Origin of the sequence: Streptococcus panodentis (assembly GCF_017884005.1) — a bacterium.
Lineage (GTDB): Bacteria > Bacillota > Bacilli > Lactobacillales > Streptococcaceae > Streptococcus > Streptococcus panodentis.
In genome coordinates, this window is the sequence record NZ_QFAY01000011.1 from 50,014 (window position 1) to 72,136 (window position 22,123).

The following is a 22,123-nucleotide window of genomic DNA, read 5'->3' on the forward strand; positions in this document are numbered from 1 at the left end:
GCTTTGCATGAAATCTTACCAAGAGGCCGTTTTTGGAAGCTTTAAAGGGCAGGAAGTTCGGACCTATACCTTTGAGAATGATCTGGGCTACCGTCTGACTGTCATGAACTATGGGGCCACGGTGGTCCAGTATATCACTCCTGACAGAGAGCGGCGCTGGGCCAATATTGTAGTCGGTTTTGACAGGTTTGAAGACTACATTGGCAACAGTCCCAAGTATGGTGCCAGTATCGGCCCGGTAGCGGGCCGCATCGCCGGAGCGGCTTTCGAGCTCAACGGCCGAGCCTATCAGCTGGAAGCCAATAACGGCCCAAACTGCAACCACAGCGGCTCAAGCGGATGGGACAGCAGTCTTTTCGAACTGGAAGAGGTCAGCGATGACGGCCTGACCCTTTACACGGAGCGGGCCCATGGCTGCGGCGGATTTCCGGGCAATCTGAAGGTCTGGGTTTCCTACACTTTGACTGAAAAGGGAGAGCTGGAGATCTCTTATCAGGTACAGACAGACCGAGATACCTTGGTCAATCCGACCAACCACAGCTATTTCAATCTATCCGGTGATTTTCAGCAGCCCATTGACCGCCATATCCTGCAGCTTCATACCAGCGGTGTGTATCCGATTGCACCCGATGGCATACCAGCAAAAAAGGCTGACAGGGAGCCGGGCTTTGTCAAGCGCCTGCAGGAAGGTGTCAGCCTTCAGGATATTTTTGCGGATCAGGATGAGCAGATCCACATCGTTTCCGGTCTGGACCATCCCTTTGAGCTGGACAGCAGCCGGACGACGGCAGGCTCGCTCTATGATACGGACTCTGGCCGCTGGCTGACCTTTAAGACCCAGGCTCCCTGTCTGGTCCTCTATACGGCTAATGTTGTGGATGAGAAGGTTATCTTGAAGGGTCGGCCTATGGTGCAGCATAATGGCTTAGCCATAGAAAGTCAGGCTCTGCCCGATGCAATCCACAGCGACCGGCAGGCTGACGTTATTCTGAGAGCCGGCCAGATATTCACCAGCACAACAGTTTATTTTGCCGGTGTTAAAGACTAGCTTTCTTTTGCGTGGGGGATTTGGGATTGAGTTGTTCAAAGAATCGTCCGATGGCTGGACAAGTCTGCTGAAAAAGCAGAGAGCTTCAAAGAATGTCCGTCAATTTAAAAAGAGAAAAAGCTTTTATCATAAAAAGCAAAAAGAAAGCAGCTGCTTTAAGAATTTCTTAAGCTTGGACTGCTATACTTATCTTTATCAAATGAAGCCCCCTAACTTTATTTGATAATCCTAAACTTTTTCATAATAATCTCCCATAAAGGCCACCCAATCCGGTGGTCTTTTTTTGGGGCTTCAAAACGAGGAAAGTCTCTAGGACACCATTGATACTCTTTGAAAATATTCAATTCAGATGAGCTTCGCCTTGCCCGGCCCCAGTGTTGTCTGCGGCTAACGTCTCAGTCTGCTTTTGATGTTTTTTGAGCAGTGGTTCGGCAGGAGCGGACAGGATGGCAGCGGACTTGCTCGTCCTATCGCGAGAAATCCTTTCTCTAACTCCCGAGAGGAAGCAGCAAATCTGCTGTTTTGAGGCCGCGACTTGGCAAAAGCAGTCTGTCTTTCTTGATTTTTTTGGAGAAAAGACAGGATGTTTATCGAATTGTAACTCGAATGTTATATTTTAAAAGAGGTGTTATACTGAGTTAAGATTTCTTTAAGCTAAAGGCGGTATACTTATCAGTATCAAATGAAGACCTCCTAACTTTATTTGATAGAAATCCTAAACTTTTTCATAATAATCTCCCATAAAAGCCACCGAATTCGGTGGCTTTTTTTCTTGTTTGCCGAAGTCCGACTATTTTGCTCTTCAAAATGTGTGAAATTCGTCCGCCTCTTGATTTTCTGCTATAATAGTAAGCATGAGTAGAATTTTAGATAATGAATTGCTGGGCGATGAAGAGCTGGCAGAGCGCACTCTGCGTCCCCAGTATTTACAGGAATATATCGGTCAGGACAAGGTCAAAAATCAGCTGAAAATTTTTATTGAGGCTGCTAAGTTTCGGGATGAGGCTTTGGATCATGCCCTGCTTTTCGGACCGCCGGGGCTGGGGAAAACGACCATGGCCTTTGTGATTGCCAATGAGCTGGGCGTCAATATCAAGCAGACTTCGGGACCGGTCATTGAAAAGGCCGGTGATTTGGTGGCCATTCTCAATGACTTGGAGCCGGGCGATGTGCTCTTTATCGATGAAATCCACCGTCTGCCCATGGCTGTAGAGGAAGTTCTGTACAGCGCCATGGAAGATTTTTACATTGATATTATGATTGGGACAGGGGAAACCAGCCGCAGTGTGCATCTGGATCTGCCGCCTTTTACCTTGATTGGGGCGACTACCCGGGCTGGCATGCTGTCCAATCCTCTGCGGGCCCGTTTTGGTATTACCGGCCATATGGAATACTATGAGGAAGCTGACCTGACAGAGATTGTCGAGCGGACAGCTGAGATCTTTGAGATGGCTATTACCCATGAGGCGGCTCAGGAGCTGGCTCTGCGCAGCCGGGGGACGCCACGGATTGCCAACCGTCTGCTGAAGCGGGTTCGGGATTATGCTCAAATTATGGGGGATGGCCTCATTGACGGACAGATAACGGATCAGGCTCTGACCATGCTGGATGTGGATCGGGAAGGGCTGGATTATGTCGACCAGAAGATTCTCAAAACCATGATTGAAGTTTATGGCGGCGGGCCGGTCGGTCTGGGGACTCTCTCGGTTAACATCGCTGAAGAGCGCGAAACTGTTGAGGACATGTATGAACCCTATCTGATTCAGAAAGGCTTTGTCATGCGGACCCGTACCGGGCGCGTGGCGACCCGCAAGGCCTATGAGCATTTGGGTTATGAGTATATGGAGGGATGATTGCAGCAATCATTCCTTTTTGTGATTGGCTTAACTGAAATGATAGTATAATAGAAACAAAGGAGAACAAGCACGATGACAAAAACTGGGTTCACAAAAGGCCGCAAGTGGCTGCTTATCGTTTTATTATTAGCTGTTGTCACAGCAGGAGGGATTTTTATGTTCAGTATGCTTGGCAAATCTCAGGAAGAAAGACGCAATCGGGAGTATGAGATTAGCTTAGTCAATGCTCTTAAAAATTCCTATGAGGGGATTGAGGAGATTAAGATTAGCAACCCTGATTATACCTATCCGCCGGGTTCTTGGTCTTGTGATGTGGAAATTAGATTCTCAGATAAACAAAAAATTAAATATAGAATAGGGCATGCACTAAATGAAACCCAAAATTATAATGGTTCTATCACAAATGAGCAGGATGATTTTTTAAATAAGAGAAAGGGTATAACGCATTCTGTTGTTGTAGTTTACTATTCTAATGATGAAAAGGGGACAAGCTAATGTATACCTATACTGATAAGGAATTGAACAGTTTGAATCAATATCCCAATGTATATAGTGTTGATCCAGACTATGCAAAAAGAAATGGTTATTCGGTAATCACTAGTTCACCAAATCCAAATCCGTCTCCGAATGATCTTAAAGAAACTGATAAAATTAAAATAGGAGAGCAAGAATTTCAAGTTGTTGCTACTAAAAATGATGAAGAAACAGGTTTTCAAGGTCTGGCGGTTGCACCGATTGTCAATGGTCAGCCGGATTATAAAAATGTAGCCGTGATTGCTGCTGGAACGGACCCTGATAGTCCGGTGAATAAACAAGGTCCTTTTTCACGCGATTTCTATAGTGCCATAATTGCAAGGCAAACTTACTTATCTCCACAATATAAGGTTGCTGACCAATTTGTAAAAGAGATTATGGACGATCCTAGATATGAAGTCAGTCAACTATCAGGTTATTCACAAGGTTCCTACATGCTAAAAGTAGGAGCTAAATACCACATTCCTACAACCACCTTTAATGCTTGGTTTAAATACGGTGCACTCACACTGGAAGAAAAAGCATTTATTGAAAGCAACCCTTCTATGTTTATAGATTACCGTAGAAAAAATGATGATGTAGTAATTGGGAATGATTTCAACCATCCAGAATGGTATGATAGTCCGATTGATATTACAAATTCTATGCCTAGCACGATTCATTGGATTGATGGTTCGAGCCATAAAATTGAAGAGTGGGAGTTTGATCCTGTAACTGGTCAACTTGTAGATGGCAAGGGGGGCAAGCCCTTGGTCAGCGGTGTTTACAAGGCCTATGCGAACAGCCTGAGAGGTTTTTCTCATTACAAGGAATTAAAACAGAAGTGGTCGGCCAAGGGAATCAGCGGCACAGAGCAGATTTATCTGGATGCAGCGCAGGGGCAGATCCTTTCCTCCAGTATGGCCAGTGCAGCGCAGATCGGAGCAGATGAGGTCACTGCCTTGACCCAGGAAGCCAATGAAGAGATAGAGGCTCTCTGGTCCAAGATTGACTTTAGCAGCTATACAGAGCTGTCGGCCGAAGAGGTGGAGGGCATCTTTGCCAGCCAAGGAGTGACGCGGGAGCAGTATGTGGACGGCTTTAAGGCCGAGATTGCTCATGCAGCGGCCCAGATGACTGATTCGGCAGCAGCGTTTGCGCGCCTGGACCATCAGCTGCAGGCTGCGATTGAAAAGGTGCTAGCCACAGATGCACAGCTAGCGGGGGAATTTCAGCAATGGAAAGCAAAGATGTAAGCTGGGAAGATGTCAGCAAAAAAGCTCAGGAGCTGAATGATTTTGAAGACGAATACCGACTTGAAAAGATAAGCTTTGAAGCGCGCTGCGAGGAGCTCGATAACCGGGCCGGAGAGTTAAGAAGTCTGGTAGATGCGGAGACAGACCGGATGTCTTTTATATTACAGCGATTTTCAGCTTCTTCGGACGATGCGGCAGATTATTTCTCTGAAATGGAAAATCTGCTGTGGAGATCAGAGCAGGCCTATAAGCGTCGTCTAGCAGGATAAGGCTTTCCGCAGGAAGCGGGACAGGCTGGAAGAAGAGTACAGTCAGCTGAGGAGGGACTACTATGCTCATACCGATTGATGGATACTATACAGACAAAGAGCAGGAACATGCTCTGCGGGCCATGAAAAAAGCCATGGAACGTCAGCGGGCTTTGACAGAGGCTCAGACTGCGGCTGCTGCCCGCAGCAAATTAAAAGCGGGCTTTCTCACAAAAAAGAAGGAAATCGCAGCTGAAACCAAGGCAGCCATCATCAGTATCAGCAGCCAGATGGATACAGCGATTCGGGGGGAGATTCGCAAGAGCCTTGATAGGTATGTTCCCAACATGCTGACCAAGTATGACGCAGCAGAGGACTGAACCGATGGACAGAGACAGTATTCTGCGGCTTTTGGCTGCAGACCGGGACATGATGACCATCTTGCAGATCATAGCGGGGCTCGGTTTGCAGGACTGCTGGCTGACAGCTGGATCTGTGCGCAACTTCATCTGGAATGCTTTGTCCAATCGGCCGGCTTTTGATGCGGACACAGATGTGGATGTGATTTTCTTTGATCCGGCAGTCTCATATGAAGAGACGATGAACATTGAAGAAGGGGTGAAAGAACAGTTTCCCCAGTATAAATGGGAAGTCAAAAATCAGGTCTATATGCATGTTCATAGTCCCGGAACGGTACCTTACAGGGATGCAAGAGATGCTATGAGCAAATACCCTGAGCGCTGCACAGCTGTCGGTCTGCGTCTGCGGACAAATGGGGAGCTGCAGCTGTTTGCGCCCTACGGTCTGGAGGATATCTTAAACTTTCAGGTGCGGCCAACGCCGCATTTTTTGGAAAATCCAGAACGCAGAGAACTCTATACTGCGCGTCTCAGCAAGAAAAACTGGCAGGAGAAGTGGCCTCGGCTGGAAATTGAGCGCCCTTAAAATAAAAATTGGAAAAAAGAGTCAAAAACCTGAGTTGGTTTAAGGTTTCTTTAAGCTATGGATATTATACTATAAACAGTTAAGAAATTAACGACACTCCTAAAACTTTTTTCTTTTTTAAAAAATAATCTCCCTACAGAAAGCCGCCGTTAAGGTGGTTTTTTGCTTGTCCTCAGACTTGGGAAACATCTCTGGCATGAATTTTCTACGGCAGGCAGCAATCTGTAAACGATTGAGGGGCAGTTTTTGTCATTATTCTGTTATAATAGATAAGAGGTAGTTTTATGAAGAAAATTGTATTTGTATGTCTGGGCAATATCTGCCGCAGTCCCATGGCTGAGTTTGTCATGAAGAGTCTGACAGACAGCCTGAAGATTGAAAGCCGGGCGACCTCTGACTGGGAGCACGGGAACCCCATCCATCAGGGAACGCAGGCGATTTTTAGGAAATATGGCATTGCATATGACAGGGGCAAGACCTCTCAGCAGATTTCGGCTCGGGATTTTGCGGATTTTGACTGCATTATCGGTATGGATGAGGCCAATATCCGCGATCTGAAACGAATGGCCCCGGCTGAATATCAGGATAAAATCTGCCAATTTGGCGAATCTGGTGTGCCAGATCCTTGGTACACAGGAGATTTTGATGAAACGTATGAATTGGTTCTGGCGGGCTGCAGGCAGTGGCTGGAACGCTTAAATGGATAGAAAAATGGATAGAGTAAAAGAATTTTACGATAAATACAAGGTTTATCTGACCCGTCCTAATCTGGAGCTGCTGGCAGTGACGGTCATCGTCCTGTCTGCCATCCTGGTCTTTACCTCAGGGATTCCCGGAAAGGGAGTGCTGATGCTGGATCAGGGCAATATCAAGTATGACGGCACCTTGGTCCGCGGGAAAATGAACGGTCAGGGCACCGTCACTTTTAAAAACGGAGACAGCTACAGCGGCAATTTTCGCAATGGTGTCTTTGAAGGCAAGGGGACCTTTACTTCGCAGTCCGGCTGGAAATATGAAGGGGACTTCAGCGACGGTCAGGCGGACGGTCAAGGGAAGCTGACGACAGAAGGCAATGTCGTCTATGAAGGAACGTTTAAACAAGGAATTTATCAAAATGCGCATTAAATGGTTTTCCCTGGTCAGAATTACAGGGCTGATGTTGGTTCTGCTGTATCATTACTTCCAGAGTGTTTTTCCTGGCGGTTTTATCGGCGTGGACATTTTCTTTGCTTTTTCTGGCTTTTTGATTACTTCTCTGCTCATTGATGAATTTGCCAATAAAAAGAAAATTGACATCCGGGGCTTTCTCAGAAGGCGCTTCTACCGTATTGTACCGCCTTTGGTCTTTATGGTGCTGGTCATCATGCCGTTTACCCTTCTGATTCGCAAGGATTTTGTGGCTGGAATTGGGACGCAGATTGCGGCCGCCTTTGGCTTTGTGACCAATTTTTATGAAATGCTGTCAGGCGGAAGCTATGAAAGCCAGTTTGTGCAGCACCTGCTGATTCATACTTGGAGCTTGGCGCTGGAAATGCACTACTATATCCTCTGGGGACTGGCTGCTTGGGGACTGAGCAAGATGAGTAAGTCAACGGCTCAGTATCGCGGCCTGATTTCGCTGGTGTCGGCCGGTCTCTTTCTGATCAGTTTCGTATCTATGTTTGCTGGGGCTTTGACGACTAAAAATTACTCAGATATTTACTTTTCTACACTGACTCATGTCTTTCCTTTCTTTGCAGGGACTGTCCTAGCGACCCTGTCCGGAGTGGGCCATGTGGGGAATTCCTTTAAAAAATGGGAGGCCAAGGTCAGTCTGAAGCAGGCGCTGGCAGCCTTAGGCGGCAGTGTCGCCCTTCTCTTGCTGCTCAGTTTGTTCCTGAAATTTGACAGTCTCTGGACCTATCTCTTTGGCTTTTTGGCTTCGACCCTTTTGGCCTGTGTCATGATTGTGGCCAGCAGGATGCTGCATGATAAGCTGCCCAAGGTGTCAGAGCCGGGCTTTGTCACTGTCATCGCAGATACCAGCTATGGTGTCTATCTCTTTCACTGGCCTTTCTATATCATCTTTACCCAGCTGATGAGCAATGGTCTGGCGGTCCTGCTGACAACCGTTCTCTCTCTGAGTCTGGCAGCCCTGTCTTTCTATATTTTGGAGCCGACCCTGGCGGGCCGTCAGCCGGTTATTATGGGGATTCAGATGGACCTGTCTGCTATCACCAAGCCCGTTTTTTGCAGCATGATTCCTCTGTCTTTCTTTATGCTTTTCATAGCCGCAACAGCTCCGACCGTCGGGGCCTTTGATGAGAGCTTGATTGTCAATGCGCTCAATCAGGCTGACAGCAAAATGCAGACCACCCGCAGTCAGGTCGATCAGTCCAAAGCGACTGAGTACAATGTGACAGAAGGCGTTACCCTGATTGGTGATTCGGTCACGCTGCGCTCCAGAGAGTATCTGGAGCAGGTGATTCCGGGAGTGCAGCTGGATGCTCTGGTCAGCCGGACGCTGGCTTCCGGCCTGGAGGTCTTCCAAAATGATATTGCCAATCGCGTGCTGTTAAAGCAGGCAGTGCTGGCTTTGGGGACCAATCCGGTAGACAACTATGAAGACCTGCTCAACCAGTATGTAGAAGCCCTGCCTAAGGGGCATCAGCTCATCCTAATCACGCCTTATGACGGCCGCAGCGCCGGGGATGAAAACAGCCTGCCGGTCAAGGTCCGCCATTATGAGCTGGAACTGGCCAAGAAGTATGATTATGTCTATGTGGCCGACTGGTATCAGACCGCCCTGGACAATCCGCAGATTTGGGCTGGAACGGATGCCGTCCACTATGGCTCAGATGCTGACTCCATGGCCGAAGGGGGCCTCCTCTATGCCAATACTCTCAAGCAAGCCATAGACCAGGCTAACTCTGGCAATGTGAAACCATAAATACCAGCCCGGCTCGTCCGGGTTTTTTAAAGGAAACAAAAGAAAGCGCTTACACATCTCACATGAAAGCAAGAGTATGTGAAATATCAAAAAGTCAAAATATTTTTTCACAAAGATTCTAAGAATAGTCTGTAGAATCAGGGTTTTGTTAAATCATTCACAAATAAAAGCAAAAAAGTTTGTGAATGTTAGCTGAAAGTGTTTACAAAAGAAAAAGAATAGGTTATAATAAAATTGTGAAATATTTAACAAAGGCTGGGTTTCTTCGCCTAACCTTAAGCAAAACCTTTGGAGGAACAGAATGGCTGAAAAGAAGAAAACTGTAGAACAAGAAGACAAGGCTTTGGCAGCGCAAAAGCATGTCGATGAATTGGTGCAAAAAGGTCTGACAGCACTGGAAGAAATGAGAAAGCTGGATCAGGAGCAGGTAGACTACATCGTAGCCAAGGCTTCTGTAGCAGCTCTGGATGCCCACGGCGAGCTGGCCCTGCACGCTTATGAGGAAACGGGCCGCGGGGTCTTTGAAGATAAGGCGACCAAAAATCTCTTTGCCTGCGAGCATGTGGTCAACAATATGCGCCACACCAAAACCGTCGGCGTTATTTCTGAAGACGACGTGACGGGTCTGACCTTGATTGCAGAGCCGGTCGGCGTTGTCTGCGGAATCACACCAACAACCAACCCGACATCGACAGCGATTTTTAAATCTTTGATTGCTCTCAAAACGCGCAATCCAATCATCTTTGCTTTCCATCCATCTGCTCAGGAATCCTCTGCTCATGCGGCTCAGATTGTCCGCGATGCAGCTGTTGCGGCAGGTGCGCCTGAAAACTGTGTGCAGTGGATTACAGAGCCCTCTATGGAAGCGACTTCTGCCCTCATGAACCACGAAGGCATTGCGACGATTCTTGCGACTGGCGGAAATGCTATGGTGAAGGCCGCTTACTCCTGCGGCAAGCCGGCTCTGGGCGTCGGTGCAGGAAATGTGCCGGCCTATGTCGAAAAATCAGCCAATATCCGTCAGGCGGCTCACGACATTGTCATGTCCAAGTCCTTTGACAATGGGATGGTCTGTGCCTCTGAGCAGGCGGTTATCATCGATAAGGAAGTTTACGATGAGTTTGTCGAAGAATTCAAATCCTACCACACCTACTTTGTCAATAAGAAAGAAAAAGCCCTGCTGGAAGAATTCTGCTTCGGTGCTAAAGCCAACAGCAAAAACTGTGCCGGCGCCAAGCTCAATCCGAATATTGTCGGAAAATCAGCTGTCTGGATTGCGGAGCAGGCCGGCTTTACCGTGCCAGAAGATACCAACATTCTAGCGGCAGAGTGTAAGGAAGTGGGCGAGAAAGAGCCGCTGACGCGTGAAAAACTGTCACCGGTCATCGCTGTGCTCAAGTCTGAAAACCGCGAAGACGGTGTCGAAAAAGCCCGCCAGATGGTCGAATTCCACGGTCTGGGCCACTCAGCTGCCATCCATACGGCAGACGAAGCATTGACCAAAGAATTTGGGAAAGCTGTCAAAGCCATTCGTGTGATCTGCAATTCTCCTTCTACTTTTGGCGGTATCGGTGATGTTTACAATGCCTTTCTGCCGTCACTGACTCTGGGCTGCGGCTCTTACGGACGCAATTCAGTCGGTGACAATGTCAGTGCTGTCAATCTCTTGAACATCAAAAAAGTAGGAAGACGTAGAAATAATATGCAATGGATGAAACTCCCTTCAAAAACATACTTCGAGCGCGACTCTATCCAGTATTTGCAAAAATGCCGGGATGTGGAACGCGTCATGATTGTCACTGACCACGCCATGGTGGAGCTGGGCTTCTTGGACCGTGTCATTGAGCAGTTAGATCTGCGCCGCAACAAGGTGACCTATCAAATCTTTGCGGATGTGGAGCCGGATCCAGATATTACGACGGTCAATCGGGGTACGGAGCTTATGCGGGCCTTTAAGCCGGATACCATCATCGCTCTGGGCGGCGGCTCTCCTATGGATGCAGCCAAGGTGATGTGGCTCTTCTACGAGCAGCCTGAAGTGGACTTCCATGACTTGGTTCAGAAATTCATGGATATCCGCAAGCGGGCCTTCAAGTTCCCGCTGCTGGGCAAGCATACGAAGTTTATTGCCATTCCGACCACTTCCGGTACAGGTTCAGAAGTGACACCGTTTGCCGTGATTTCTGACAAGGCTAATAACCGCAAGTACCCAATCGCGGACTACTCTCTGACTCCGACAGTAGCCATTGTAGACCCGGCTTTGGTCCTGACTGTTCCGGGATTTGTCGCAGCCGATACCGGTATGGACGTGCTGACCCACGCGACAGAAGCTTATGTGTCTCAGATGGCCAGCGATTATACAGACGGTCTGGCTCTGCAGGCAATTAAGCTGGTCTTTGAAAATCTGGAAAGTTCTGTCAAGAATGCGGATTTCCACTCTCGCGAGAAGATGCACAATGCTTCTACGATTGCCGGTATGGCCTTTGCCAATGCCTTCTTGGGCATTTCCCACTCTATGGCCCATAAGATCGGTGCACAGTTCCACACCATCCATGGCCGTACCAATGCTATCTTGCTGCCGTATGTCATCCGCTACAACGGAACCCGTCCGTCTAAGACGGCAACCTGGCCTAAGTACAACTACTACCGTGCGGATGAGAAATACCAAGACATCGCCCGTATGCTGGGGCTGCCGGCTTCTACTCCAGAAGAAGCGGTTGAATCCTATGCTAAGGCAGTCTACGACTTGGGTGAACGCGTCGGTATCGAGATGAACTTCAAGGCACAAGGCATCGATGAGAAAGAATGGAAAGAACATTCCCGTGAATTGGCCTTCCTTGCCTATGAAGACCAATGTTCCCCAGCCAACCCACGCCTGCCGATGGTGGACCACATGCAGGAAATCATCGAAGATGCCTACTATGGCTACAAGGAACGCCCAGGACGCCGCAAATAAGCAGCCAGACTCCTGAATTAGCAATAAGACAGTTTGTCGGTCATCCCCTGCCATTTGACAGGGGATTTTTCTAGGTCTCTTAGCAAGGCAAGACCTTTGGTCGAAGCCGAGCTTAGAGACCTTGATGCTGAGGAACGCAGCGACGTGAGCGCTATGCTCTTAACGAAACAAGTGCTGTGCACGCAGTTGAGTCCTAGAGCAGTGGATGCAGTTTTGTCCGTTAGGACAAAAGCTGTACACCTTGAAGAAACACTTAGCAAGGCAAGACCTTTGGTCGAAGCCGAGCTTAGAGACCTTGATGCTGAGGAATCCAGTGACGTGAGTGCTGTGCTCTTAACGAAACAAGTGCTGCGCACGCAGTTGAGTCCTAGAGCAGTGGATGCAGTTTTGTCCTTTAGGACAAAAGCTGTAAGCCGTCCAGCTACTTGTGATTGACTGGGACTTTATGCTAAGATAGGAGGAGAATGAAAAAAGGAGAGCAATGTGATTTTCTTATCTTTGTGGGCAGGCTTGCTGAGTGGTCTTTGTTGGCTGCTGGGGGATATTCTGCTGGTGGGCTTTGAGGTAGATCGAGAACGCTACGGCTCCTTTGTGGCTGGCAGTCAGATTGGCAATCAGGATATGGCCCTGCTCATGCTGCCGGGCTCTGTCAAGCGGCTGCGCTTTGGGGCATTAATCGCTCATTTTTCCATTCCCCTCATGCTGGCTTCGCTCTATGGTCTCTTCCGGCTGGCTCATGAGGGCTTTTGGTCCTGGCTGGCTGTCGGGATTCTGGGTCTTGCTTTTGCCCTGTCGCCGCTGGCCCATGCAGCCTTTTACTACGTGGGCATTATCAGCAAATCGGCTTATGAGCGCAGTGCTGGCGGCCCCTGCTCGGAGGTGGACAGCCGGCTCATCAATGAAGCAGTTTTTGTGCTGGATATCACTTGGCGGACAGCGGTGGGGCTGACGGCTTTGGGCTGGCTGCTTTATTCCTGTCTGATTTTTACCGGACAGACAGCCCTGCCGGTCTATTTTGGTCTGCTGACGCCGCTCTTTGGCAGCCCCATGGCTCTCCTCATTGTTGAAAAACTGCGGATTGGCCGGCCCTATCTGAACGGTGCGGGGCTGAATATAGGTCTCAGTCTCTTCTATTTCTTGCTCCTGCTTCATCTGGCTTTCTAGTCAGTTCGTTAAATTTTAGAAAAAGATAATTTTATATATTAACCTATTGAAAAAATCTTCCTTCTATGATATGATGAAAGAGGTTTCAAGAATCGTTGGGAGGAAGAGACCTGAAAACCCTACTTTGCTTAAAGAAATGCGACACTACCGAGAAAGAGATGAAATGCCTGACGATTTTGATACCTTTTGGATAAGCATGTAGCGGGAGCAGAGGGATCTTAGGATTATCCGTTGCGGAAAAGGATTTTCAGATTGCTGATGCGACTTGCTAGGAGCTCATCTTCAAGTCTGGAAATGGCGAACAGCTCTATGCCAAGCTCGTCGTGCCTAAGTTGGCGGAGAACGTTCCGGTGCTGTTTCATTTCCATGCTAGATGGGGCAGAGCTGGGACTGGGCCGATATGCTGGGCTAGACGGCAGCAGGCTGGGGCGTGTATCGATGGATGTTCGCAGGCAGTCAGGCCACTCGCTGGACGGTGACAGGTCGGTCCGTGGCAATACTGTGAAAGGCCGTATTATTCGCGGGGTGCTGGATGGACCAGACTATCTTTTTTTCAAAGCTGTCTATCTGGATGTGTACAGCCTGGCCGAGCTCATGCTTGGTCTGGACTTTGCGGATAAAAACCGCCTGCCTATTTTGGCGGCTCACAGGGCGGAGCTTTGGCTTAGTCGGAGAAAAGGAGTACCCTCTCCTGCCTGAAGGAGCGTGAGGCTGTGAATGCCCACATCAGTGATACAGTCTATAACTGGCTCTGCGGAATGCAATAATAAGAGCTTTCTTCATTTCGGGTTTTGAATCCGACCGTTAATATTCGTTCCCCCTTTGGGGCTGGGCTAAGGCCTGGCCCCTTTTACTGTCTGGTTTTGAGAGTCTGATTTTTTTTCAACATAGCGGCTGTCCTGAAACTACTTTCAGGATTTTATTTGTTTTTTGCAAATTTGGAAACTAAAATCTAAATTTCAGAAGTTATTGAAAGCGCTTTAAAAATTGGATATAATGACATTATAAAAATCGCGGAGAATAAATAGAAAAGGAGAGATTGTCCATGTCACAGATTCTAAAAGACGACCTGATAGCCAAGATTAAAGACGGCATCATTGTCTCTTGTCAGGCCTTGCCGAAAGAGCCGCTTTATACAGAAGCTGGGGGAGTGATTCCTCTCTTGGTCAAGGCTGCTGAGCAGGGCGGTGCTGTCGGTATTCGGGCCAATAGTGTTCGCGATATTCGGGAAATCAAAGAAGTAACTTCTCTGCCCATCATCGGGATTATCAAGCGTGATTACCCGCCGCAGGAGCCTTTTATCACAGCGACGATGCGGGAAGTGGATGAGCTGGCAGCTCTGGATATCGAAGTGATTGCTCTGGACTGTACCCAGCGGGAGCGCCATGATGGCTTGACCATCGCAGAATTTATCCGGCAGGTCAAAGAAAAGTATCCGCGGCAGCTTTTGATGGCAGATATCAGTACCTATGAGGAGGCAGCTGCGGCTGTCGAAGCTGGTGTAGACTTTGTCGGCACGACCCTGTCAGGCTACACTTCCTACAGTCCCCAGGTTGACGGCCCAGACATGGAGCTTATCCGCCGCTTGTGCGAAGCAGGCTTTGATGTCATCGCCGAAGGAAAGATTCACTATCCGAGTCAAGCCAAGCAGATACACGATTTGGGGGTAAGGGGTATCGTTGTCGGCGGCGCCATTACGCGGCCTAAAGAAATTACAGAACGCTTTGTTGCAGGATTAAAATAAGTGAGGTAGATGCATGACAACCTTAACACTAAATAAACTATATAAAAAATATCCCAACAGTGATTTTTACTCCGTTGAAAATTTTGATTTGGATATTAAGGATAAGGAGTTTATCGTTTTTGTCGGGCCATCCGGCTGCGGGAAGTCAACGACCCTGCGCATGATTGCAGGGCTGGAGGATATCACGGAAGGGGAGCTCTATATCGATCAGAATCTTGTCAATGACATTGCTCCTAAGGATCGGGATATCGCCATGGTTTTTCAAAATTATGCCCTCTATCCTCACATGACTGTTTACGACAATATGGCCTTTGGCCTCAAGCTTCGCAAATATGACAAGGCTGATATTGACAAACGGGTTCAGGAAGCAGCGGAAATCCTTGGGCTGAAAGAACTGCTGGATCGAAAGCCGGCTGATCTGTCCGGCGGTCAGCGGCAGCGGGTAGCCATGGGACGGGCCATTGTCCGTGATGCCAAAGTCTTTCTCATGGATGAGCCCTTGTCGAACCTTGATGCCAAGCTGCGCGTGTCCATGCGGGCGGAAATCGCAAAAATTCACCGCCGTATCGGAGCGACGACCATCTATGTCACCCATGACCAGACCGAGGCCATGACCTTGGCCGACCGCATTGTCATCATGTCAGCGACTAAGAATGAAGCAGGAACAGGCACCATCGGCCGCATCGAGCAAATCGGTACGCCGCAGGAGCTCTATAATGAACCAGCCAATAAATTTGTGGCAGGCTTTATCGGAAGCCCGGCCATGAACTTCTTTGAAGTTACCGTTGATGGCGGCCGGCTGACAGATGGTCAGGGCTTCACTGTCGGACTCCCTCAAGGCCAGCGCAAAATCCTGAAAGAAAAAGGCTATCAAGGAAAGAAAGTAATACTGGGCATTCGGCCGGAGGATATCTCGGCTGAGCTGATAGTGGAAGATGTTTTTCCGGATAGCACCGTAGATGCTGAAGTCACTGTTTCTGAGCTACTAGGCAGCGAGTCTGTTCTCTACTGTAAGGCTGGCAAGCAAGAATTTTCAGCCAAAGTGGAAGCTTCTAACTATTTGGAGCCTGGCTCTAAGATTCGCTTTACTTTCAAAATGCCAAAGGCGCATTTGTTTGATAGCGACAGTCAGGACAGAATCAGTCTGTAAACGACGCTAAAAAAAGAAAACGCTTTCTTTTGTGTAGGCGGATAGAATAGAAAAAAGGGAGGGGCTTATTAACGGGATACAAAAGGATTAGGCTGTTGACAGCCACAGATAGTCTTTTAGTTTGCTTTTAGCAGTCAAATGGTTTGGGAGAGTAAAAAGGTTCGGAGGTGGCGGATAGAGCTTCTGCAAGGGAAGTGTCAGCTGTACTGGCCTATGGCTGATGAAAAAGTCAACAGAACCTCTCCCAACCACTGCATCTTGCAGTCAAACGATAGAAAGATACGAAGTCGGGTACTGTTGTCCCTAACCTTAAACAGCCCCCGGCCTGTTTAAGCTAACGTCGCAATAAAAGATAAACTAAAGGATGATACAATCGGGCGGGAGCGGGCAGGCCCCCGCAAGTCAGGAGGATCAAGCTCTTTTTAAAACTCTCTGAGAACAGCAAGCAGGGACAAGAACCCCGGCAGTCAGGCGAAAAAGAGCAGGAACTTCAGCAGGAACCTCATTTTAAGGAGAAAACATATGAAATTCGGGAAATTATTTGCATCAGTATTAACAGGTGCGGCAGTGCTGGCTTTGGCGGCCTGCGGAAACAGCGGAGGCTCAGATAAGGCAGCCAGCTCTGGCGATAATTCTGGCAAAACAGAAATCACTTGGTGGGCTTTCCCAGTCTTCACACAGGAAAATGCCAACGATGGTGTTGGAACTTATGAAAAATCCATCATTGAGGCTTTTGAAAAAGCTAATCCAGATATTCATGTCAATTTAGAAACCATTGACTTTAAGTCTGGCCCTGAAAAGATCACGACAGCTATCGAAGCTGGAACAGCTCCGGATGTGCTCTTTGATGCACCGGGACGGATTATTCAGTATGGAAAAAACGGGAAATTGGCAGATTTAAACGATCTCTTTACGGACGAATTTGTCAAAGATGTCAACAATGACAATATCATTCAAGCCAGCAAGGCGGGCGATACAGCCTATATGTATCCCATCAGCTCCGCTCCGTTTTACATGGCATTGAATAAAAAGATGCTGGAAGACGCCGGCGTAGCCAATCTGGTCAAGGAAGGATGGACGACTGATGACTTTGAAAAAGTGCTGAAAGCATTGAAAGACAAAGGCTACACACCAGGTTCCCTCTTTAGTAACGGTCAGGGCGGTGACCAGGGTACGCGTGCTTTTATATCCAACCTTTACGGCGGCTCTGTCACAGATGAAAAAGTAACGAAGTATACAACAGACGACCCTAAATTTGTCAAAGGCCTTGAAAAAGCGGTCGGCTGGATTAATGACGGTCTGATGATGAATGGGTCTCAATATGACGGCGGTGCGGATATTCAGAATTTTGCCAACGGTCAAACATCCTACACTATTCTTTGGGCACCTTCACAAAATGGTATTCAGGCACAGCTGCTGGAAGCCAGCAAAGTTGATGTAGTCGAAGTGCCTTTCCCATCTGATTCTGGCAAACCAGCTCTTGAGTATCTTGTAAATGGTTTTGCAGTCTTTAACAATAAAGACGACAAGAAAATCGCAGCGGCTAAGAAATTTGTCCAATTTATCGCAGATGATAAAGAATGGGGTCCTAAAGATGTTGTCCGCACAGGTGCTTTCCCAGTCCGTACGTCTTTTGGTAAGCTTTATGATGACAAACGCATGGAGACTATCAGCAGCTGGACTCAATACTACTCACCATACTATAATACCATTGATGGCTTTGCAGAAATGAGAACCCTCTGGTTCCCAATGCTGCAGTCTGTATCCAATGGAGATGAAAAAGTTGAGCCTGCTTTGAAGACCTTTACTGAAAAAGCAAATGAAACCATTACTAAGAAATAAGGAATAGTCTGTGAACATTATCGTCAGTTAGTTTATCTTTTACTACTTTGTTAGCTAACAGTCTGGGGGATTGCGAGAGGTTGGGGATGAGGAAAGCGGAGTTTTCCTCAACGCAGGAACTTTTTGGAGTCTAAAAGACGAACAAAGTTGAGACTTGCTTCGCAAGTCCTATCCGCAACCTCAAAACCTTCAGTGAAGGTTTTGAGCGGCTCGCTGCCCTATCGTCCTGTATGTTAAGCGATAGGCTGAAACTGTCTCCCGGACAGTTTCACTGCTAAAAGCAAACTAAAAGACTATAAGAGAATACTCTTTGAAAATCAAAACCAACTTTCGTTCCGTTTGAGGAACTGTTGTCAGAGGCTGTGGATAAGGCAAGCGGAGCTGGCATCGGCCGTGCTCCAGCACAGCTGACCTTTCTTATCGGAAGCTTCATCCGCCCCTCAAAATCTCTAATGGAACTTTTGAGGGCCTCGCTGCCTCGTCTGATTCCGATTTTCATTGAGTATAAGACGGCCAGCGTCTGGATTTTCGGAAAGTAACAGTTTTAAATTCGCCCCTTTTTCTGTTGTCAGTCTTCTAAAAATAGAAAAAGGGGCATTTTATACTCAATAAAATTCTTGAAAGAGAGGGTGCCTCATTGTGAAAGTCAATAAAATCAGAATGAAAGAAACCCTAGTATCATATGCATTTTTAGCACCAATACTGATATTTTTCACTGTATTTGTCTTGGCGCCTATGATAATGGGCTTTGTCACCAGTTTCTTTAATTATACAATGATTTCCTTTAGCTTTGTCGGCTTGGCCAATTATATTCGGATGTTCAAGGATCCGGTCTTTATCAAGTCATTGATTAATACAGTTATTATTGTTATCGGCTCTGTGCCGATTGTCGTGCTGTTCTCCTTGTTTGTGGCTTCGCAGACTTATGAGATGAATGCTGTTTCCCGTTCATTCTACCGTTTCGTCTTCTTTCTGCCAGTTGTGACAGGAAGCGTGGCCGTGACAGTGGTTTGGAAATGGATTTACGATCCTTTGTCTGGGATTTTAAACTTTGTTTTGAAATCCGGCCATCTAATTGAGCAAAATATCTCCTGGCTGGGAGACAAGCACTGGGCTCTTTTGGCAATCATCATTATTTTGCTGACGACCTCTGTCGGTCAGCCCATCATCCTTTATATTGCAGCTATGGGAAATATCGACAATTCTCTGGTAGAGGCAGCGCGAGTGGATGGGGCAACGGAGATGCAGGTTTTCTGGAAGATTAAATGGCCCAGCTTGTTGCCGACAACGCTTTACATTGCTATTATTACGACAATCAATTCGTTCCAGTGCTTCGCTCTGATTCAGCTCTTGACATCAGGCGGCCCCAATTATTCAACCAGTACGCTCATGTACTATCTCTATGAAAAAGCCTTTAAGCTGTCTGAATACGGCTATGCCAATACCATGGGTGTCTTTCTGGCTGTCATGATTGCTCTGATTAGCTTTGCTCAGTTCAAGATTTTGGGCAATGATGTGGAATACTAGAGAGGAGAAGGATATGAAAGCTAAAAAAATCAGGACCTTTAAAGTGGTATCCTCTATTATTCTGGCTCTCTTGACGGTGCTCTTTGTTTTTCCTTTCTATTGGATTTTGACAGGCGCCTTCAAGTCTCAGCCGGCAACGATAGTCATTCCGCCTCAATGGTGGCCGGCTGCGCCGACAGTCGATAATTTCCAGCAGCTCATGGTGCAGAATCCTGCTTTGCAATGGATGTGGAACAGTGTCTTCATCTCGTTAGCGACCATGTTTCTGGTCTGTGCGACCTCGTCTTTGGCTGGCTATGTGCTGGCCAAGAAGCGCTTTTACGGTCAGCGGATTCTCTTTGCTGTTTTTATTGCAGCGATGGCCCTGCCTAAGCAGGTTGTCCTTGTGCCGTTGGTGCGGATTGTCAATTTTATGGGAATTCACGATACACTGGCTGCGGTTATTCTGCCTTTGGTCGGCTGGCCTTTTGGGGTCTTTCTTATGAAGCAATTCAGCGAGAATATCCCGACTGAGCTCCTTGAATCTGCTAAAATTGATGGCTGCGGTGAAATTCGGACTTTCTGGAGTGTTGCTTTTCCAATTGTCAAACCGGGATTTGCGGCATTGGCTATTTTCACCTTTATCAATACTTGGAATGACTACTTTATGCAGCTGGTTATGCTGACGTCGCGGCAGAATCTGACGATTTCGCTGGGGGTAGCAACTATGCAGGCAGAAATGGCAACTAACTACGGCTTGATCATGGCTGGAGCGGCTCTGGCTGCTGTACCGATTGTCGCAGTCTTCCTCATCTTCCAAAAATCCTTTACACAAGGGATTACGATGGGGGCAGTCAAGGGGTAGTTCTATGATTTTTGACGAATTAAACCATCTGGCAGACTACAAAGGAATTCATAGAAATTCAGATGCAGCGATTGATTACCTGCTAAATCATGACATGTCGCTTCTTGATTTGGGCCGCTATGAGATTGACGGTGAACGAGCTTTCTTCTTTGTGCAGGAGAACACTCTCCATCGGGAGCCCAGCGACAGTTTTGAATTTCATAAGCGTTATTTGGACCTGCATTTTCTCTTGCGGGGGCGGGAGAAAATTGTCTATGGCTGTGGGGAAAAAGACATCAGAAAAGCCTACGATGCTGAAGCAGATATTGGCTTTGCAGTTTGTAAATCAGCTGTTCCCTTTATTTTAGATGAAAGCTGTTTTGCAGCATTTTTACCGGAAGAATCCCATCGGCCAAATGGCTTCGCAGGCCGGGGTGAGAATGTCAGAAAGTGTGTGGTAAAGGTCCAGCTGGACTGAATATTAGAAAAAAGCAAGGAGGCCGAGCAATGGAGAACAGAGGCTCTCAGCTGCTAAAGGCGGTTTTTGATACGGATAATTTCTGGATGCGGGGATGCGAAAAAATCTTGGATCTGGCAGCGGTCAATCTTCTCTTTCTGCTGTCCTGTCTGCCAGTTTTTACCATTGGCATTGCCAAGATAAGTCTCTACCAGACGCTCTTTGCAGTTAAGGGTAGCAGACGGGTCAAGCTTGCTGCGACTTACAGCAGAGCCCTTAAGGAAAATTGGAAATTAGGCCTCCAGCTGGGTCTGCTGGAAGAAGCGATAGTGGCGATCAGTGTCTTTGACCTGCTGCTGATTTGGAATCAGGAAGCTGTGCCTTTTCAGCTGCTAAAAGCAGTTTGTCTGGGTTTGCTGATTTTTACCGTTCTGATTTTCTTGTGTGCTTATCCTCTGGCCAGCCGTTTTGAGCTGACTTTTCAGGAGATTTTGCAGACCAGTCTGCTGCTGGTCAGTCTAAATTTTCCATGGTTCTTTTTGATGCTGGCGGTGCTGACTGCGGTCTGCTTTTTGTGTATCAGTTCTGGTTTGGCACTGGTGCTGGGGGCCTGCCTCTTTCTGCTGATCGGTTTTGCGGCTTTTGCTTTTGGGCAGATTGGCATGTTGGAAAAAATCTTTCATAAATATGAAATGTATAAATTGGAGAAATAAATGAAACATTTAACAAAATACCAAGGCGTCATCCCGGCTTTCTACGCCTGCTATGATGATGCAGGGGAGGTCAGTTCGGAGCGTGTGCGGGCCTTGGTGCGCTATTTTATTGACAAGGGAGTGCAGGGGCTTTATGTCAACGGCTCTTCTGGGGAATGCATCTACCAGAGTGTGGCAGACAGAAAGGCGGTTTTGGAAGCGGTCATGGCGGAGGCCAAGGACAGACTGACCATCATTGCCCATGTGGCCTGCAATAATACCAAGGACAGCGTGGAGCTGGCCCGTCATGCGGAAAGCCTAGGAGTGGATGCTATTGCGGCCATTCCGCCGATTTACTTCCGCCTGCCCGAATATGCGGTGGCCCAGTACTGGAACGACATCAGTGCGGCTGCGCCCCATACGGACTTTGTCATTTACAATATTCCTCAGCTGGCAGGGGTTGCCCTGACGCCTAGCCTTTACAGGGAAATGCTGAAAAATGAGCGCGTAATCGGGGTCAAAAATTCCTCCATGCCGGTGCAGGATATTCAGACCTTTGCGGCTCTGGGCGGGAGCGAGCATATCGTCTTTAATGGTCCGGATGAGCAGTTTCTGGGCGGCAGGCTCATGGGAGCGGCTGCTGGGATTGGCGGCACCTACGGCGCCATGCCGGAGCTTTTTCTCAAGCTCAATCAGCTGATTGCTGATAAGGAACTGGTCCGGGCTCAAGAGCTTCAGTTTGCCATCAATGACATTATCAGCAAGCTGACCAACGCAGAGGGCAATATGTATGCCGTCATCAAGGCAGTTCTGCGGATCAATGAAGGGCTGGAACTCGGCTCTGTCCGTTCGCCTCTGACACCGGTCAGTCCGGCAGACAAAGCGGTTGTTGAAGCAGCATCCCAGCTGATTCGGGAGGTCAAGGAGCGATTTTTGTAAAGACAAAGACAGACAAGGTTCTAAGAGAGAAGGT

The 22,123-nt window shown here is 47.8% G+C and carries 20 protein-coding genes and 2 pseudogenes; all 22 read left to right on the plus strand.

The genetic code is table 11. The annotated features are described in order from the left end of the window. Positions 1 to 7: 7 nt before the first annotated feature. A complete protein-coding gene (locus DHL47_RS06385) occupies positions 8 to 1,048 on the plus strand; it encodes an aldose epimerase family protein (protein ID WP_209551271.1) in 1,041 nt (346 codons plus the stop codon). Between the two features lie 854 nt (positions 1,049 to 1,902). After that, complete coding sequence (gene ruvB / locus DHL47_RS06390) at positions 1,903 to 2,901, plus strand: Holliday junction branch migration DNA helicase RuvB (protein ID WP_209551272.1); 999 nt, start codon at positions 1,903 to 1,905, stop codon at positions 2,899 to 2,901. A 75-nt stretch (positions 2,902 to 2,976) separates the two neighbouring features. Continuing rightward, positions 2,977 to 3,399, plus strand: coding sequence for a hypothetical protein (locus DHL47_RS06395; RefSeq protein WP_209551273.1), 423 nt, complete (start codon positions 2,977 to 2,979; stop codon positions 3,397 to 3,399). Continuing rightward, positions 3,399 to 4,673, plus strand: a complete 1,275-nt coding sequence (locus tag DHL47_RS06400) for a hypothetical protein (RefSeq protein ID WP_209551274.1) — start codon at positions 3,399 to 3,401, stop codon at positions 4,671 to 4,673. Before DHL47_RS06395 ends, DHL47_RS06400 begins: the two co-directional genes overlap by 1 nt. Next, positions 4,655 to 4,942, plus strand: a complete 288-nt coding sequence (locus tag DHL47_RS06405) for a hypothetical protein (RefSeq protein ID WP_209551275.1) — start codon at positions 4,655 to 4,657, stop codon at positions 4,940 to 4,942. The genes DHL47_RS06400 and DHL47_RS06405 overlap by 19 nt, the downstream gene beginning before the upstream one ends. 62 nt (positions 4,943 to 5,004) lie before the next feature. Continuing rightward, positions 5,005 to 5,301: a hypothetical protein gene (locus tag DHL47_RS06410; RefSeq protein WP_209551276.1), complete on the plus strand. Its 297-nt coding sequence runs from the start codon at positions 5,005 to 5,007 to the stop codon at positions 5,299 to 5,301. Between the two features lie 4 nt (positions 5,302 to 5,305). After that, positions 5,306 to 5,866 (plus strand): nucleotidyltransferase family protein, encoded by a 561-nt coding sequence (locus DHL47_RS06415; RefSeq protein ID WP_209551277.1) that lies wholly within the window; start codon positions 5,306 to 5,308, stop codon positions 5,864 to 5,866. A 284-nt stretch (positions 5,867 to 6,150) separates the two neighbouring features. Beyond that, positions 6,151 to 6,573, plus strand: coding sequence for a low molecular weight protein-tyrosine-phosphatase (locus DHL47_RS06420; RefSeq protein WP_128837557.1), 423 nt, complete (start codon positions 6,151 to 6,153; stop codon positions 6,571 to 6,573). After that, entirely contained in the window at positions 6,566 to 6,991 is a 426-nt protein-coding gene (locus tag DHL47_RS06425; RefSeq protein ID WP_209551278.1) for an MORN repeat-containing protein, read from the plus strand. The genes DHL47_RS06420 and DHL47_RS06425 overlap by 8 nt, the downstream gene beginning before the upstream one ends. Next, positions 6,981 to 8,795 (plus strand): acyltransferase family protein, encoded by a 1,815-nt coding sequence (locus DHL47_RS06430; protein WP_338060093.1) that lies wholly within the window; start codon positions 6,981 to 6,983, stop codon positions 8,793 to 8,795. The genes DHL47_RS06425 and DHL47_RS06430 overlap by 11 nt, the downstream gene beginning before the upstream one ends. 301 nt (positions 8,796 to 9,096) lie before the next feature. Then, positions 9,097 to 11,751 (plus strand): bifunctional acetaldehyde-CoA/alcohol dehydrogenase, encoded by a 2,655-nt coding sequence (adhE, locus tag DHL47_RS06435; RefSeq protein WP_128837559.1) that lies wholly within the window; start codon positions 9,097 to 9,099, stop codon positions 11,749 to 11,751. A 201-nt stretch (positions 11,752 to 11,952) separates the two neighbouring features. Beyond that, positions 11,953 to 12,102: pseudogene (locus DHL47_RS13350) on the plus strand (shikimate dehydrogenase); the annotation flags it as partial. A 132-nt stretch (positions 12,103 to 12,234) separates the two neighbouring features. Continuing rightward, entirely contained in the window at positions 12,235 to 12,915 is a 681-nt protein-coding gene (locus DHL47_RS06440) for a DUF6796 family protein (RefSeq protein ID WP_128837560.1), read from the plus strand. A gap of 426 nt (positions 12,916 to 13,341) precedes the next feature. Continuing rightward, positions 13,342 to 13,580 (plus strand): annotated as a pseudogene (locus tag DHL47_RS13355) (acetylxylan esterase); the annotation flags it as partial. 380 nt (positions 13,581 to 13,960) lie between these two features. Next, on the plus strand, positions 13,961 to 14,659 hold the full coding sequence (locus tag DHL47_RS06450; RefSeq protein WP_209551280.1) for an N-acetylmannosamine-6-phosphate 2-epimerase: 699 nt from the start codon (positions 13,961 to 13,963) through the stop codon (positions 14,657 to 14,659). Between the two features lie 13 nt (positions 14,660 to 14,672). After that, positions 14,673 to 15,809, plus strand: coding sequence for an ABC transporter ATP-binding protein (locus DHL47_RS06455; RefSeq protein ID WP_209551281.1), 1,137 nt, complete (start codon positions 14,673 to 14,675; stop codon positions 15,807 to 15,809). Between the two features lie 522 nt (positions 15,810 to 16,331). Next, on the plus strand, positions 16,332 to 17,651 hold the full coding sequence (locus DHL47_RS06460) for an ABC transporter substrate-binding protein (protein ID WP_209551282.1): 1,320 nt from the start codon (positions 16,332 to 16,334) through the stop codon (positions 17,649 to 17,651). Positions 17,652 to 18,290: 639 nt separating this feature from the next. Then, on the plus strand, positions 18,291 to 19,178 hold the full coding sequence (locus tag DHL47_RS06465) for a carbohydrate ABC transporter permease (RefSeq protein WP_209551283.1): 888 nt from the start codon (positions 18,291 to 18,293) through the stop codon (positions 19,176 to 19,178). 13 nt (positions 19,179 to 19,191) lie between these two features. Beyond that, complete coding sequence (locus DHL47_RS06470) at positions 19,192 to 20,022, plus strand: carbohydrate ABC transporter permease (RefSeq protein WP_209551284.1); 831 nt, start codon at positions 19,192 to 19,194, stop codon at positions 20,020 to 20,022. 4 nt (positions 20,023 to 20,026) lie between these two features. Next, positions 20,027 to 20,479 carry a NanQ anomerase/TabA/YiaL family protein gene (locus DHL47_RS06475; protein ID WP_209551285.1) on the plus strand — a complete coding sequence of 151 codons (453 nt, stop codon included), beginning with the start codon at positions 20,027 to 20,029 and terminating at the stop codon, positions 20,477 to 20,479. A 29-nt stretch (positions 20,480 to 20,508) separates the two neighbouring features. Beyond that, entirely contained in the window at positions 20,509 to 21,171 is a 663-nt protein-coding gene (locus tag DHL47_RS06480; RefSeq protein ID WP_209551286.1) for a YesL family protein, read from the plus strand. Continuing rightward, complete coding sequence (locus DHL47_RS06485; protein ID WP_209551287.1) at positions 21,172 to 22,089, plus strand: dihydrodipicolinate synthase family protein; 918 nt, start codon at positions 21,172 to 21,174, stop codon at positions 22,087 to 22,089. Positions 22,090 to 22,123 lie beyond the last annotated feature (34 nt).